This is a genomic window from Xenorhabdus griffiniae, from assembly GCF_015163655.1.
GTDB classification, from domain to species: Bacteria; Pseudomonadota; Gammaproteobacteria; order Enterobacterales; family Enterobacteriaceae; genus Xenorhabdus; species Xenorhabdus griffiniae.
Genome location: NZ_JADEUF010000088.1, coordinates 1 through 16,696 on the forward strand (window position 1 = coordinate 1; position 16,696 = coordinate 16,696).

The 16,696-nt window shown below is 47.3% G+C and carries 12 protein-coding genes; 7 read left to right on the top strand and 5 right to left on the bottom strand.

All coding sequences use genetic code 11. The annotated features are described in order from the left end of the window. Window positions 1-396 precede the first annotated feature (396 nt). The 3 genes from yigL to recQ form a co-directional block, all read right to left on the bottom strand. Window positions 397-1,197, bottom strand: a complete 801-nt coding sequence (yigL, locus tag IQ211_RS13565) for a sugar/pyridoxal phosphate phosphatase YigL (RefSeq protein ID WP_189759850.1) — start codon at window positions 1,195-1,197, stop codon at window positions 397-399. A 21-nt stretch (window positions 1,198-1,218) separates the two neighbouring features. After that, complete coding sequence (gene pldB / locus IQ211_RS13570; protein ID WP_189759849.1) at window positions 1,219-2,190, bottom strand: lysophospholipase L2; 972 nt, start codon at window positions 2,188-2,190, stop codon at window positions 1,219-1,221. A gap of 149 nt (window positions 2,191-2,339) precedes the next feature. After that, window positions 2,340-4,166: an ATP-dependent DNA helicase RecQ gene (gene recQ / locus IQ211_RS13575; RefSeq protein ID WP_189759848.1), complete on the bottom strand. Its 1,827-nt coding sequence runs from the start codon at window positions 4,164-4,166 to the stop codon at window positions 2,340-2,342. 286 nt (window positions 4,167-4,452) lie between these two features. Between recQ and IQ211_RS13580 the strand changes: the two genes are divergently transcribed. The 5 genes from IQ211_RS13580 to IQ211_RS13600 all read left to right on the top strand — a co-directional run bounded on the left by IQ211_RS13580 (window position 4,453) and on the right by IQ211_RS13600 (window position 12,245). After that, the gene (locus IQ211_RS13580) at window positions 4,453-4,938 is read left to right on the top strand and encodes a thioesterase family protein (protein ID WP_189759847.1); all 486 of its coding nucleotides are present in this window, start codon (window positions 4,453-4,455) and stop codon (window positions 4,936-4,938) included. Between the two features lie 443 nt (window positions 4,939-5,381). Continuing rightward, on the top strand, window positions 5,382-7,256 hold the full coding sequence (locus tag IQ211_RS13585; RefSeq protein WP_189759846.1) for a type VI secretion system Vgr family protein: 1,875 nt from the start codon (window positions 5,382-5,384) through the stop codon (window positions 7,254-7,256). An 87-nt stretch (window positions 7,257-7,343) separates the two neighbouring features. Next, window positions 7,344-7,562: a DcrB-related protein gene (locus tag IQ211_RS13590; RefSeq protein WP_189759845.1), complete on the top strand. Its 219-nt coding sequence runs from the start codon at window positions 7,344-7,346 to the stop codon at window positions 7,560-7,562. Between the two features lie 13 nt (window positions 7,563-7,575). Further along, on the top strand, window positions 7,576-11,970 hold the full coding sequence (locus IQ211_RS13595) for an HYD1 signature containing ADP-ribosyltransferase family protein (RefSeq protein ID WP_189759844.1): 4,395 nt from the start codon (window positions 7,576-7,578) through the stop codon (window positions 11,968-11,970). Further along, on the top strand, window positions 11,967-12,245 hold the full coding sequence (locus IQ211_RS13600) for a DUF6881 domain-containing protein (protein ID WP_189759843.1): 279 nt from the start codon (window positions 11,967-11,969) through the stop codon (window positions 12,243-12,245). The genes IQ211_RS13595 and IQ211_RS13600 overlap by 4 nt, the downstream gene beginning before the upstream one ends. A gap of 47 nt (window positions 12,246-12,292) precedes the next feature. Here the strand turns inward: IQ211_RS13600 and IQ211_RS13605 are convergent, their stop codons facing one another. Further along, entirely contained in the window at window positions 12,293-12,613 is a 321-nt protein-coding gene (locus tag IQ211_RS13605) for a SymE family type I addiction module toxin (RefSeq protein WP_189759842.1), read from the bottom strand. Between the two features lie 85 nt (window positions 12,614-12,698). Then, entirely contained in the window at window positions 12,699-13,040 is a 342-nt protein-coding gene (locus IQ211_RS13610) for a helix-turn-helix domain-containing protein (protein WP_099137498.1), read from the bottom strand. A 131-nt stretch (window positions 13,041-13,171) separates the two neighbouring features. Between IQ211_RS13610 and IQ211_RS13615 the strand changes: the two genes are divergently transcribed. Beyond that, window positions 13,172-15,886 carry a CHC2 zinc finger domain-containing protein gene (locus IQ211_RS13615; RefSeq protein WP_193836375.1) on the top strand — a complete coding sequence of 905 codons (2,715 nt, stop codon included), beginning with the start codon at window positions 13,172-13,174 and terminating at the stop codon, window positions 15,884-15,886. 216 nt (window positions 15,887-16,102) lie between these two features. After that, on the top strand, window positions 16,103-16,696 hold a 594-nt coding region (locus IQ211_RS13620; RefSeq protein WP_193836376.1), incomplete at its 3' end, for a tyrosine-type recombinase/integrase.

Consider the following 16,696-nt stretch of genomic DNA (forward strand, 5'->3'; position numbering starts at 1 on the left):
ATTGAATGTTTAGAAGGGTGTTTTTTTAATTGTTAACATTGAGATAGCTAAGTAGCAAATAATTTTAACTCTTATTCCTCACTGTAACCACTACGACTTCATGATTATATTACGAAAAACATCACCACATATCACAAAACCAGAAAAAATATTTTTTAGATAAAAAACTAAATTAAGTGAAATTTAACCTTATATACGCATTAAACTTCAAGTTGCAATTTACAACACTATACGAAACCTGATTTTCCCCGCTTCGCGGGGAGAAATCACACGCATCTTGAAGTTAGATTGGCATATGATAATTAGAAATAACTCGTACTATTAACCATCGTAATCAACGTTAAATTTACCAAAAACAGCATCACATCGGATGCTGTTTTCAAACAATTAGCGTCTTTAAACCTGATACATTTTCCGTAAATAACCAGAAACAGCATCATCCGCATTGGAACCAATGACTTCCATCTCAGGTAAAATATTTTTTAAACGCTGATGTGCTCCCTGCATAATGCAGCCTTTACCGGCCACACTTAACATTTCTCGATCATTCATACCATCACCAAACGCAATGCAGTCATTTAATTGATATCCGATCAATTGACAAACTTGCGCCAATGCATGGCCTTTAGAAACACCACCATCCATTACTTCCAAACAGTTTCTCAGTGAAAAACTGACATTAACCCTTTCTCCCCAACGGGCTTTAATCCTCTCTTCCAAATCCACCAAATAATCATGATCTTCACTGGTGTAGTAAACCTTGCATACGCCATCTGTGGGAAAATTATCACGCTGAAAAAGTTGGTAATGGAAAACGGACTCCTGGAAAAATTCTTTCTGTTCAGGGGATTCTCGATTTATTAGCCAATCATCGTTATTAAAATAATTAGTCAGGATATCGGGATTATCAAACTCCAATAAACACAAATCATGAGCAATATCAGGATCTAAGTTATGGCTAAATATCAATTCATCCTGGGTATTGTGAACCCTTGCACCGTTGGAAGTGATCATATAAGCATCAATACCCAATCCATCACGGATCTGTCCCACATCAATATGATGCCGCCCTGTTGCAAAAACAAAATGAATCCCTTGTTCCGTTAATAAGTTCAGCGTTTCCTTGGTGTACGGGGTTAATTTATGGTCGGGAGATAACAAAGTGCCATCTAAATCTGAAGCAACAACATGATACATGGTTATAGTTCCTAAACTAAATCAATTCTGGTCAAAAAAATCGCAAATTGCATTAAGAGCCTGCGATCGCAATACATCTTTTTCGAACAGAATTTCGTGATGAGCCCCCTGGATAATCAGAGGATTTTGGTGAGATGCACAAAAAGCCAATAACTCCCGATTACTTACTATCTTATCTTCACTTGCTTGTAATACGATAAGGGGAATTTGAATTTTTCCCGCATTTTCAATCAGATTATCGCCCATCAGCATACTTTCACGCATCCAATGGTAAGTTGGCCCTCCAAGGCGCAATTCAGGATAATCAGCATAGTAACGCAAATAACGCTGATAACGCGCATAACTGTGCGTTAATAGATTGATAAAATAGGGTAATGGCCGCCATTGCCCCGTTGACAGGGCATAAGCGTTACGTCTTTTAACATTGGGTTCTGCCTGGTTAACCAGAAAATTTGCCAGCCAGCGAGGCATTGGTAAATTGATACCAAACATCGGCGCACATAACGCCACAGCACGAAAAATCGGCTCCTGGTAACGTATCAAAAAACGACTCAAAATCGCACCACCCATTGAATGGGCCAAAGCATAACAACGATGAGACTGACGAGGCGCGATTTCAAGCTCAATAAATTGCACTAAGTCATCCACATAATGATCGAACGCTTCAACATGGCCTTTTTGCCGATCATCCAACATACGCCCTGAACGCCCTTGTCCACGATGATCAATAACGAAAACATCGTAACCCAGATGATAAAAATCATAGGCTACTTCAGGGTATTTCACGTAACTTTCACTACGGCCAGGCAAAATGACGAGGGGTTTATCATGATGGGGGGAACAAAAGGAGACATAATGGATGGGAATATCATCAACTCCTACAAATTGCCGTTCTTCTCTTGTGTGCCAAAAATCCAGTAATAGTCCATTCGTAAAGGCTGAGAACTGAGGTTCACGGTTTAACCAGCTTGTTTTTAATATCTCAGATACCATTCTTCACCCTCAGTTCATTGTCCTTTATACCAATTCAACTTCAAGTTGCAGCTTGCAAATCAATGTGATTGTTTATATCTCTCCGCTTCGCGGAGGAGATATAAGGCGCATCTTGAAAGGCGATTGGGATAGTTATTTAAATCTCTCAGTTACTCGAATTCTTCAAAATGCTCTCGGATTAAGGTCATAAAGGCATCACCAAAACGCTCCAATTTCCGCTGACCAACGCCATTAATCAGCAAAAGTTCATCCGGCGTTATTGGACACTGTTCTGCCATCTCAATTAACGTGACATCATTGAAAACAACAAAAGGTGGAATATTGTTTTCATCAGCAATGGATTTACGCAATTTGCGCAACTTAGCAAATAACTTGCGATCATAGTTACCACTGTATGATTTGTTTTGCTGATTGCGGCTTTTCAAGTTTTGGATACGTGGTACGGCAAGTTGTAGAGACACTTCACCACGTAATATCGGCCGTGCCGCCTCGGTCAATTGCAGAGCAGAATAGTTGGCAATGTTTTGACTGATAAGCCCCAGGTGAATAAGCTGACGCAAGACGCTCATCCAATGTTCCTGACTCTGTTCTTTACCAATGCCATAAACAGGCAGTTTGTCGTGTCCAAAATCTCTAATGCGTTGATTATTCGCACCACGTAGCACTTCTACAATATAGCCAATGCCAAAACGTTGTCCAACGCGATAGATACAGGATAGCGCTTTCTGTGCTTCTACCAGGCCATCGTAGCGTTTGGGAGGATCAAGGCAAATATCACAATTGCCACACGCTGTTTGGCGACTTTCTCCGAAATAATTCAACAATACCAAACGCCGACAGGTCTGTGCCTGTGCAAATGCGCCCATGGCATTGAGTTTATGCCGCTCAATATCCTGTTGTTCACCGGCGGGCTTTTCTTCTAAACAGCGACGCAACCATACCATATCCGCAGGATCGTAAAACAGCACAGCTTCCGCTGGTAAGCCATCTCGCCCAGCCCGGCCAGTTTCCTGATAATAAGATTCGATATTACGGGGAATATCAAAATGCACGACAAAACGCACATTAGGTTTATTAATTCCCATACCAAATGCAACCGTTGCTACCACGACCTGCAAATCATCTCGCTGGAAAGCATCTTGTACCCATGCCCGTTGACTGTTTTCCAGCCCTGCATGGTAAGGCGCAACACTAACCCCCCGCTTTTGCAGACGCTCCGCGGTTTCTTCCACTTTATTACGACTATTGCAATAGATAATGCCACTTTTCCCCTGCTGGCCGCGGACAAATGACCAGAGCTGATCAAGTGGTTTGTATTTTTCAACTAAGGTATAGCGAATATTGGGGCGATCAAAGCTGCTGATATGGATAATCGGCTCATGCAACTCCAGTAAACGAACGATATCCTGGCGGGTTGTTTTATCTGCTGTAGCGGTTAGTGCGATCACCGGAAGATCGGGGAAACGGCGACGAAGTTGCCCTAATGCTCGATATTCTGGGCGAAAATCATGCCCCCATTGAGAAATACAGTGTGCTTCATCGACAGCCAATAAAACAGGCTGCCAGTCGCGAAGCTGGTCAAGAAAATTATCCGTTACCAACCGTTCAGGGGCGATATAAAGCAGTTTAACGCTCCCATGACGGCAACGTTGAATGATATCAAATTGCTGTTCACGATTTTGAGTTGAGTTCAGACATTCCGCTTCAACGCCATTCGCACGTAGCTGATCAACCTGGTCTTTCATCAATGAAATGAGAGGAGACACAACCAGAGTCAACCCATTTTTAACCAATGCAGGGATCTGGTAGCACAGTGACTTACCGCCTCCCGTTGGCATAACCACCAGACAGTCTCGTCCGTCAAGAACGGCGTCAATAACTTGCTGCTGTCCCGGACGAAATTGCTGGTATCCGAATGTTTTTCGTAATGCTTGTTCAGCCAGCGATGCCGTGCTGATGAGTTCTGCGGTAGACACGCTTTTCCTCGATCGTTAGAAGCTAATCCCTGAAAAAGCCTAAAAATAGGCTATAAAAATACAGTCGCGATCCAATCACCTGTATATAAAAAATTACCGCTTATTCTACACGCTATATGATTATTTTTTGTAGTCCGTTTTTTTCCTCATGAATTGTTTCTCGAAGCGCTTCACAGACTGGCAAAGTCGATAGCGAAAGCATAAACTTAACAATCCATTAACCATATAAGCGCATTTAATATCCGTTGATTTTACTTTTCATTATCAGGTTATCAGGAAAATCACCATGGAAAATATTCAGCCAGTAGACACTATTCTAACCCCAGAAGAAGCCCGTAAATTTATAGGTGAAATCTTTGTTTATCATATGCCATTCAATCGTCTGTTGGGCCTCGAACTGCTCCGCTTCGAACAAGACTACGCAGAACTGCAATTTTGTTACCAAGAAAAATTGATCGGCAATATGATTCATAAAATTCTACACGGTGGTGCAATCGCTTCCATATTAGATGTTGCTGGAGGGCTGGTTTGTGCAGGCAATGCATTGACTTCAGTTGAAGCAATGACCATCGCAGAGATCCAAAAACGTCTAACCACATTGGGCACGATTGATTTACGCGTGGATTATCTGCGCCCCGGACGTGGTGAAGTATTTACTGCCAGTTGTAATCTTATCCGTGCTGGTAATAAAGTTTCTGTCGCCAGAATTGAATTGCATAATGAAAAACAAATGCATATCGCCAGTGCGATGGGGACTTATTTGGTTGGTTGATATTTTCAAACCCCAATAGCAAAAACTAATACCCAACTCATGCCCAAAATACAAGCTTATAATAAATGAAGGAATGTGCCAGCAAAACACATTCTCTTTTCATGGGCATGTTCATTTTTAACCCCACCATTAGTTTATAATTTATTGATTTACATAAATTATTAAGTGATTCCAATCACATTTACCAGATCATTTATTATACAGGACAAAGAAGTGCTATATCCTCCTTGCTGTTATCTGAACGACAAAACTTTTAAGTTTGTGGGGTAAGGACATATGGATTGTCGCTCTCGTTGTCGGTTCAGGGAAGAATGCCGTATCCCTCTGCCAAATGTTTATCAAGCACAAGCCGTCGACACTCTTATCATTTCTCAATGTCCCCTGCATTAAACACTTTCCGTTATCACTCTTGCGCTCATCAGCGCTAAATACGGGAGAGCAATATGTCATTAAAAAAGGGCAAGCCATCTTCTAGCGGTCTGCTGTTCACGCTGAGCGCAGGTAGTTTATCGCCGAAAGCCTTTGTAGTTACGAATTTCACTCTGACAGAAAGTTTTTCAAGTCCCTTCCAGCTTGATGTTGGGCTGGCAAGCGCCAACCCTGCCATTGATTTTTCAGAGGTACTCGACCGTACAGCGACATTAACCATTTTGCAGGAAGGAATCGAACAACGCAGCATCAGTGGCATGGTATCCCGTTTTGAGCAAGGCAATGTTGGCCTACACCAAACCACCTATCAAATGAGCATTCGCCCTGATCTATGGCGTACGACATTACGCCAAAACTCACGCATTTTCCAACAACGGGATATTAAGACGATTACCACCACTATCCTGAAAGAACACGGCATTCGGGACGTAGTCTTCAGCCTGCGCCATCCACATCCCGAACGGGAATTCTGTGTTCAATATCAAGAAAGCGATTTTGCTTTTCTTCAGCGTTTAACTGCCGAAGAAGGTATTTTCTACTTCTTTGAATGCAGTAATGGCCACAATACTCTGGTATTTGCCGATGATTCAGGTTCAGTGCCACCAGGTATCGAACTTCCCTATCAACCCAGTGAAAACGGCTCAACCGAGGAAGCCTGTGTCAGTCACTTAACCAACAGTGCTCAAGTTAAGCCTGCACAAGTTAAGCTCAAGGATTACACCTTCAAAAATCCAGCCTGGTCGGCAGAATTCAGCCAGCAGATGAAAGACGATAATCTGCAACAACTCTACTACGAATACTACGACTATCCGGGACGCTTTAAAGACGAACAGCACGGCGCAGCTTTTACCCGCTATCGCCTTGAAGCGCTCCGCAATGATGCCATAACTGGACAAGGCAGCGGCCGAGCTATCGCTGTACAACCAGGGCGTTTGTTCATATTGAGCAACCATCCACGCGAAGCATTGAACCAATCATGGCAGGTGATCACCGCCACCCATACAGGCTATCAACCACAAGCCTTAGAACAAGAAACAACAGGCGATGGCACTACGCTACATAGTCAATTTAGCTTTATCCGTCAAACCCAGACTTGGCGCCCTTCGCCACTCCCCAAACCAATCATTGATGGACCGCAAATCGCTAAAGTCGTCGGTCCTGCGGGTGAGGAGATTTTCTGTGACCAATATGGGCGTGTCCGTCTCCAATTTCCGTGGGATCGCTATGGCCGCAGTGATGATCAAAGTTCCTGTTGGATACGTGTTACACACCCATGGGCAGGCCAAGGCTGGGGAATGCTGGCTATTCCTCGTGTCGGGCAAGAGGTTGTCGTGGATTTCCTGCACGGCGATCCTGACCAGCCCATTGTTATTGGCAGAACCTACCATGCCAGCAACATTCCTCCTGGAGGATTGCCGGGCAGCAAGACCCAGATGTCTTTCCGTTCCAAAACACATAAAGGCGAAGGCTATAACGAGCTGTTATTCGAGGATGCAAAAGGCAGTGAACAGCTTTCCCTTCATGCTCAAAAAGATATGAATACGACTGTCCTAAACAATATGAATACCACGGTCCTCAACGACCGTACCACTCAGGTGAAACACGATCACACCGAAAGCATCGGTAACAACCAAGTGATATCGGTGCGTAAAGATCGCATCAAAGAAGTGACAGGTGAAGAAATCAGCACTATCCACGGCAACCGACAGGTGACGGTGGAGAAGAATAGCCAACTAAGTGCCAAGGACAATATTTCTATTCAATCAGTTAATGGTGGCATCGAAATTCGCACCGCTGGAGCCAGTATCACCTTGGACAAAGAAGGCAACATCCATCTCACGGGTAAAAATATCATCATTAACGGTAAGGAACAGATTCAGTTGAACTAATTCAGGTGAGCCATGCAGAAGATCTATCCCATAAACAAATACATATGCAGTACACGATACAGAACAGAGTGACAAAGGAAGACACCCATGAATACACAAACCTACCAGATAAACGAAGGAACTCTCGCTATTCCAGATGACTGGTGTGACGAATCAATAAGCCCAGAGGGCGAGATGCACCAGACCGTGGTGTTGCAAATACAGGGGAATTTATTGCTGGCTTTTAACCTGACTTCTCCACAGCCGTTTGATGAAGGACAGCGTAACGCTCTGCTGGCGGTTGTCAGTAGTTTCCAAGCGACTTGATTGGAGAGCAACGATGGGATTAATGGATGAAATTGTCATTCGCACTGCGCGGGTAGGCGCAACCCATGCCAGCAAGCAACTTCAAGCAACAGCGCGAGAGCCTGGCCCGGCTGCGGCACGTGAAGGAGATCCTATCCAACACAGCAGTTTCTTAGGCGCACTTGCGGGTGCTATTGCTGGTGCATTGATCGGAGCTGCAATATTTGGTGCTGCGGCACTGTTGATCGGTGCAACGGGTGGATTGGCTACAATAGCTATTATGGCACTTGGCACCCTGGCTACATTCAAATTTGGCGATCTAATAAACCGAGCTAGCTCGGCAGTCACGGATGCAGTAAATAGCTGTAGTTCACCAGACGGTGTTATTGCCAGCGGTTCACCTAATGTCTTTATTGAAGGCAAACCAGCGGCACGGGTGGAGCTGGACACAGCAGCGTGTAAAAAACATTCCGCACCGCGCATCGCTCAGGGCAGTGAAAGCGTGTTTATCAACAAGAAACCAGCCGCCCGGATCAAGGATAAACTGGAGTGTGGCTCGACCATCAAAGGTGGGGCAAGCAAAGTATTTATTGGTTCAGGCCAAGGCACCTACCTTGAGATACAAGAAGAGTTCTCACTCTGGCAGCGTGCGTTACTTGTTGCAGTAGAATTCCTCGTTCCGCCATCACGAGGCGCGGCAAAAGGTTTTGCAAAACTGTTCACTAAATCTGGCCGAAAAGCCATTCTGGACGGCGCCCAAACAGGTGCTAAAAAAGCGGTCGAGATCATTGGAGGTAAAAATATAAGTTGTGCCAAAAATGCTTTCAAAGAAAACAAGGGGTTGAAGCGTTATACAGAAAGCACCAAAAAATTTTTTACAGGCGACCCGATAGATGTCACTACGGGTTCTCTGTTTGACCAGCGTACCGATATCGAGCTAGGACAAACGGTACCATTGCAATTTACCCGCAGTTGGTCCCCTGGGCATCGTGGATTACTGGGAGAAAACTGGCTGGATAACTTCTCCGAATGTGCCCTCGTCACCGGGGATCGGGTAGAGATTCTGACGACAGAGGGCGCCTCACTTCACTTTGCCCTACCAGACAGTTATAACCACAGCGTCAATCCCGAACACCCTAATTTCAAACTAAGCCGATATAAACAAGGGATTATCCTAAGTGATCGCCATAGTTCAATTCGCAAATATTTCACCTTACCGACTGCAACAGAGAAAGATGGCACCCTGTGCTGGCGACTGACGGAACACCGTGACCGCAACGATAACACTATTCGCTTTCATTATAGTGAACAACATCAACTGATTAAGGTGAGCCATAGTGATGGCCCCGAACTTATATTGGTATACCGTGAAAACGGTTTGCTGGAAGAAATCCGTCGTACTGATAATGGGCTTAATGAAGTGATGGCACGTTACCGCTATCACGATAATGGCTGGCTGGCCGATGCAGACAGTACACAAACATATCACCTGTTTTATGAATACAACGAACAGGGGTTAATCAGTCGCTGGTCTGACAATGATCAAACAGCAGTGGACTACGTTTACGATAAACAGGGACGTTGTACCTATAGCGTAGGTTCCGGTGGCTTCTATTCTGTTCACCTGTCCTATGAGCCAGGCATCACCCGTTCAACCACGCCACAAGGCCACACGACAACCTGGCACTACAATGACCAGCAACAAGTAACACAAGTGGAAACACCGTGCGGTAGCATTACTCGTTATGAATACGACGAATGGGGAAATTTACGCCGACAGATCTTACCAAAAGGGGAAATGGTTACCCTTGATTATCTTGCAGATACCGGCTTAGTGACCACCTTTACCAATGCCATCGGCGCAACCTGGAATTATCACTATGATAATGACGATCGCCTTATCAGTATGACTGATCCACTCGCACGAGTTTGGTGGCAACAATACGATGATAAAGGCAATCCTGAATGTTTTATTGCACCGGATGGACGCAAAACCACCCTGACCCGTAATGAATTTGGTCTAGTGACTGCCATAGAAGATAGTGACGGGAATAAACGCAGTTGGGAATATGACCGCCACCAACGGATAACCAAATTATTTGATGAAGAAAACCGTAGCCTGCAATTAGGTTACGACAGCCAAGATCGCCTGCGAAGAATGACCACGGGGGGTGGAGCACTTTGGCGCTGGGATTACGACCGCCATCACCGAATCTCTTTAAATGATCGTCCCAATAACAGCATTGAGCGCTTCCGCCATGACCGCCACGGTAACCTGACCGAATGGACAGATGCCCACGGGGTAATATGGCAGATTGAATATGGACCATTTGATTTACCTGTCGCGCGTGTAGATGGTGAAGGAAACCGCTGGCAGTACCGTTATGATCTCAACAACCTGCAATTGCTGGAAGTTATCAACCCACAAGGGGAAAGCTACCATTACACACTGGATGCCGACGGGCGGGTTATTACTGAAACCGATTATGCTGACACCCAATGGTATTATGCTTATGATCTGCAGGATAATTGCATTGAAAAACGCGATGCCTTAGGCAATATCACCCGCTATGAATACGATGCTGAACAAAGACTAACAGCCATACATACACCGGAAGGAACCACCAGTTACCGTTATGATCTTATCGGCCGACTACTGGAAATCACCACGCTTGACAGTATCCCGCTGATCTTCGAATACGATGAGCAAGGTCGTCTTGTCAGAGAAACCCAACTGCATGGAGAAATTCTCCGAGAATATTCGGATAACACCACAACAGAAAGGCAACTCAACACACCAGATGGACGACGCTGGCAGGCAAAGACCACAGTTAATAAAGTTGGAGAGCTTAACTTACTGACTATTCATGGTGGCCATACCCTGACACTAGAACGGGATGAGGATGGGTATGAATGGCACCGCCAGTCTGACAAAGGTTTTATTCTGCGTCAGGAACATTCATTAATGGGACTACTCACTTCCCAGCGTGCCGGACGTAACACACAATTTTTTACCCCTCATGAAGTTGCAGATATCCCACAACCTACATTAGCGGGTCTGGATCGTGAATATCGTTACGATGATGCACTTAATCTGGTGGCAGCAAATGATGAACGCCAATGGCTGCGTTATGTCGTTAACGGCAACGGACAGGTCACATCAGTCAGTGATGGCGAGCGGTTGCGGGAACATTATCAATATGATGCTTGTGGCTATCCTGCCCGCCGTTTTGATGGCATCAATGAAATTGATGGTGAGTGGCTTTACCAAAAAGGGCATCGGTTAAGACGCCTCGGCCAACATCTGTTTGAATATGACGATGCCGGCCGGATGACGGCGATGCAGTTATGGCAGGACGGTCACCGCGCTCAGTTGACGAAGTTTCGCTGGAACAGCCAAAACCAACTCATTGGGGTACTGACGCCAGGCGGTCAACAATGGGAATATCGCTATGATGCTTTTGGGCGGCGAACTGAGAAAGTTTGCAAACAAGCCAAAATGCGTACGACCTATTTGTGGGATGGTGATGTTCCGGCTGAAATCCGGGAGTACCGGCACAATCGGTTGCACTGCATTCGACATCTGGTGTTCGATGGCTGGCAGTTGCTGGCGCAGCAGGTACAGTTTTTTACGCCAAATCCCGAAAACCGTGATGAATTGAGTGCTGGAAAGATCGAAACTCACTATGCCGTATGTGCCCCGACAGGGGAACCACTGGCGTTGTTTGATTCGGAAGGGCATCGAGTTTGGCGCCAGCCTGCGCATTCTTTGTATGGTTTGCGCCTTGGAATATTGGGGGAGAACCCACAATTTGATCCAGGATTGAAATTTGCCGGCCAGTGGCTGGATGAAGAGAGCGGGTTAGTCTACAATCGGTTCAGGTATTACTCGCCTGTGGCGGGTTGTTACCTGACGCCGGACCCGTTGGGGCTGGCAGGCGGGTTTAACCCGTATTCGTATGTGCATAATCCTACGGGTTGGATAGATCCGTTGGGCTTGGCAGCTTGTCCTGAAAGATATGCACGGTATAAAGATTATCGACAGCAAGGTCATACGGCACTAGAGGCAGGTAAATTCTCTAAAGGTGATCCAAATATTTTGTATCATTACACTGATAACAAAGGACTTGAAGGTATATTAAATTCACAGAAATTAAATCCATCTTTAAAAGCCAATAACCCCAAAGACGCTAGGTATGGTGATGGTCAATATTTTTCAGATATATTGCCTAAATCAAAAAGAAATGGCCAGTTATCACATTCCTTCTTAGGTATTCCATATCAGGGAAGAAAATTCGAAAATTATATAGCGATTGATGTTAGAGGATTAAATATCACTAATGGTAGGGAAGGGGTTTTTGTGAATTTGAGTAATGAAGCCCTTGATATATCTGGAAGAATAATTGGCTTTGGGAAAAACATGAAATGATATATATGAAGGTGTATTGGAAACATAGTGATGATGATTATCCAATTGAAATATATAGTGAATTGGATAAGGATAGGTATGAAGTAAGGAAAATAGAAATTTTTTCTAATGGAAAGGTTAATTATGCTCAAGAGGATAAGTCAACAGGATCTACTATATTAGGTGAAGTTCCAGTTCCTCCAATCAACGAAATAAATGGAGATGCTCAGTTCGAAGCTGCTGAGATAACTCAGGAAGAGTTTAACTCTCTATGGCTTAAATATTTCAAGCTTTAATTAACATATTAGAGGGGTATTCACCCCTCTAATTAATATGGAATTAATTATCTTGCCTGATAATCCCCAATCAGCTCCCGCATCTTGAGCTTGATCTCACTGAGCTGATCCTGCTGGCGCTGATACTGTTGCTTGATGGTGCGGGTGTCGTCGCTATCAGGAATAAGCACCAGACAGCCATCCAGTATCTTGACGGTCAGAGTGCAGCCTTTGTCGAATCCAGCCGCCTTAAGCCACTGGCCTTGCAAGCGTATTGCAGGCGGGGCTTTGGCCTTGTCATTTTGCGGCACGTATCCCACGGTGTAATAACGTTCGGTTTTGGCGGCTTTATTTACCGCGCGGTTTTGCTTAGAATGCGCCTTAGCCATCATTAACTACCTCATATAGTTGGTTGTGGTTAGCGGTGTCGGGATGTTCTCAGCATCCCAATACCGCGTGAGTTCTGCCTCTTCTTTAGTTGCTCTTCACTGTCCAGCGTTTAGCATCGTGCATATGTAAAATGCTGTTAATCACTGTCTCAACAGCCTCCCGCTCTTTCTCGTCTAGCTGCGAAAGTGCTTCAAACTGGAGTTTAAGGCGATCATCAGGGCCACGTTCATCCGGTTCGAAAAGAAGCATATCCGCACTGACATTCAACGCTAATGCAATCCGTCTGAATACATCAATCGTGGGCTGAGAAGTGCCCGCCTCATAGCGCTTGTACTGTGAAACGTGCATCCCAATCTTGTCCGCCATCTGTTGTTGCGTGAAACCAAGCTCTTTACGGGAGGCCGCTAATTTATCAGAAAAGCTCATAGGAAATTCCAAAGTTGCTGTAACTGACATCACTATAAGCCTCCCTTTTTTATCGCTTGACGGATAGTATCATATCAGGGACTATATATATCATCAATATGAATCTTGACGCAGTTTTAAAGGATTAAGATATGGCTCGCATTCCCGAAGCAGAGTTGCAACACCTGAAATCCGCTGTCTCTTTAGTGGCTATCATTGAGCAGCAAGGGCGGCAGCTCTTTAAGCGCGGCAAAGATATGACGGTATTGTGCCCGTTCCATGAGGAGAAAACGCCCTCGATGGTGATTACCCCGTCGAAAAATCTCTACCATTGCTTTGGCTGTGATGCAGGCGGATCAGTGCTGGACTGGGTGATGAAAACCGAAAATCTGAGCCTGCGTCATGCCGTGGAACGCTTACGCGCGGTATTAGGGGTGAATCCCTCGGTAGAGCCGTTAGTACAACCTGCGGAGCTGGTCAGTGATACCTTCGGACAACAAGGGTTGCTTTCACGGGTGATCGGGTCTTACCACCATACGCTGCTGAATGCCCCGGAAGCGCAAGCGTATCTGTCTAAACGGCGGCTTCACCATCCTGAGCTGATCAGTCAGTTTAAACTCGGCTTTGCCAACCGCACGCTCGGCTATCGCTTGCCGGAGAAAAAAATCAAAGCGGGTGCGGAGATCCGTGCCCGGCTTCAGGCGGTAGGAGTTATGCGGGAGAGCGGGCACGAACACTTCAGTGGCTCGCTGGTTGTGCCCGTGATCGGGCTGGATGGTCAAATACAGGAAATCTATGGGCGTAAAATTACCGATCGGTTACGAACCGGAACGCCATTGCACTTGTATCTGCCGGGCGCGCACAAAGGTGTCTGGAATGCAGCGGCGTTGGGGGCATCCAAAACGCTTATCCTGTGTGAATCGCTGATCGATGCGATGTCATTCTGGGTGGCAGGCCAGCGCCATGTCACGGCGGCCTATGGTGTGCATGGCGTTACGGCGGATCACTGGCAGGTCTTTGAACAGCACGGCATTAAACAGGTGCTGATCGCCTTTGATAATGATACAGCGGGCAATGATGCCGCGGTGAAACTGGCGGCAGCGCTGGTTGCCAAAGGGATCACGCCGCTGCGTGTGGTGTTCCCGCCGGGCATGGATGCGAATAGCTATCTGTGTCAGGTTGCAGAACCAGAAACCGCCTTTGCCCTGCTGCTTGAGAGTGCCGTGCCGATGCAGGAGGCGGCAGACATGGTCGCACTGGAGCGCCAGACGCCTGAGCCGGACACGGCATCAGAATCCGCTTCCCCTTTAGTCGCTGAACCCGTACCCAGCGTGACGCCGAATGTGGTCTGTGAGTCCGGTGATCATGGTGAGTTGCTTATCTCAGCCGGGACACTGCAATGGTGTCTGCGCGGCATGAGTGCGGTGAAAGCCGGTGCGGCTGTGATGAAGCTCAATGCACAGGTGCTGGACACGCAAAGCGGCGTGTTGTTCGCTGACGGGGTTGATCTGATGAGCGGGCGTTCACGTAACAGTTACTCGCGCCTGGCCGCCGCTGAGCTGGGACTAACCGAAGGTGACATCCGGCGGACACTGGGGCAGGTATTACTGGCGGTTGAACAGTGGCAGCAGCAAGGCGGCGCGGCATCCGTGGTCAATGTGCCGACAATGAGTGACACCGAGCAGGAAGCGGCACTGGCCTTGCTGCAAGACCCCTATCTGACCGCCCGTATTACCGCTGACTTAGCGGCCTGTGGGGTTGTCGGTGAATCCACCAATTTACTGGCGGGCTTTTTGGCGGCCGTGAGCCGAAAGTTACCCAAACCGTTAGCCGTCCTGATCCAGAGCAGCAGCGCCGCCGGAAAATCCTCCCTGATGGAGGCCGTACTGAATCTGATGCCGGAAGAAGAGCGCATCCAGTACAGCGCCATGACAGGGCAAAGCCTGTTTTATCTCGGTGAAACCAATCTCCAGCACAAGATTTTAGCGATAGCCGAAGAAGAGGGCGTGCGACAGGCGGCCTATGCACTCAAGCTGTTGCAGTCGGACGGCGAGCTGACCATGGCGAGCACGGGTAAAGATGAAGCGACCGGAAACCTGGTCACCAAAAGCTATACCGTCAAAGGCCCGGTCATGCTGATGCTGACCACAACGGCCATTGATGTCGATGAAGAGCTGCTTAACCGCTGTCTGGTGCTGACGGTCAATGAATCCCGTGAGCAGACCGAAGCGATCCATGCGGTGCAGCGCCAGAAGCAAACCCTTGAAGGCTTGCTGGCTGAGAACGAGCGGGACTATCTGACGGCGCTTCATCAGAACGCCCAGCGGCTGCTGAAACCGCTGAATGTCGTCAATCCGTATGCGTCGCAACTGACGTTCTTGTCAGACAAGACCCGTACCCGCCGTGACCATATGAAATACCTGACGTTGATCCAGAGTGTCGCGCTGCTGCACCAGTACCAGCGGGAAATCAAGACCACTGAGCATCGCGGCAAGACACTAGAATACATCGAAGTGACCAAAGACGATATCAAACTGGCGAACCAGCTTGCGCATGAAATCTTAGGCCGGACATTGGACGAAATGCCGCCGCAGACACGCAAACTGTTATTACTGATCCAGCAGATGGCGCGCGCAATGGCAGCAGAGCAACAGTGCGCCCTGAACACCATTCGCTTTACCCGACGGGATATCCGGGCTTACACGAACTGGAGCGACAGCCAGCTTAAGCTGCATTGCCAGCGCTTAAGTGATATGGAGTACCTGCTGATCCACGGTGGCAGTCGCGGGCATCTGTTGCAATACGAACTCCTGTGGGACGGTGACGGCGACAGCGCCCACTTAAGCGGCCTGATCGTGCCTGTATGATCCTCGCAAGTCTGGGTTCCTCTAGCGCAAGTCTATCCTAAGTCTGCCCCAAGTCGGGGCTAAGTCTGGGTAAGCAAAATCATCGTAAGGCCACAGCCAGACAGGGTTAAGCGCTCACAAGTCTGATAACACGAAAAATCACTGTTCCGGCAACACAATAAAACCCCCATCATACCGTACCGCCGGATGGCCTCCATAACAAAAAGGAAAATCCGCATGACACTCTCACACGACAGCTCATTGATTACGCTGCGTCAGCAGCTTGAAGCGTGGCTGGATGTTCGGGCATTACAGGGCAGCAGCCCCAAGACACTGGAAACCTATCGCGCCCAACTGCGTCCCTTCGTTGAATGGTGCGAACAGCGGGCCGTTCACTACGCCCCGCAAGTCTCGTTACCCCTGCTGGAGAGCTGGCAGCGTTATCTGCGCAGTTACCGTAAACCGGATGGGCAACTTTACAGCAATAACAGCCAGCGCGAGCGGCTGAGCACATTGCGGTTGTGGTTCCGTCACTTATTACAGCGCCATCACATTCTCTACAATCCGGCGGAATTACTGGTATTGCCCAAGGAAGAGAAACGCCTGCCCGCCCAGGTCTTAAGCGAAAGTGAAACGGAGCAGGTGCTGGCCAGTCTGGACACGCTGACGCCGATGGGCTTACGTAACCGGGCGATACTGGAAATCCTCTGGAGCAGCGGTATCCGGCGCGGGGAGCTGCGCAATCTGCGGCTGAATGATATTGACTTCGGACGGGGTGCGGTGATGGTACGACAAGGCAAAGGCCACAAAGACAGGGTGATCCCCATCGGG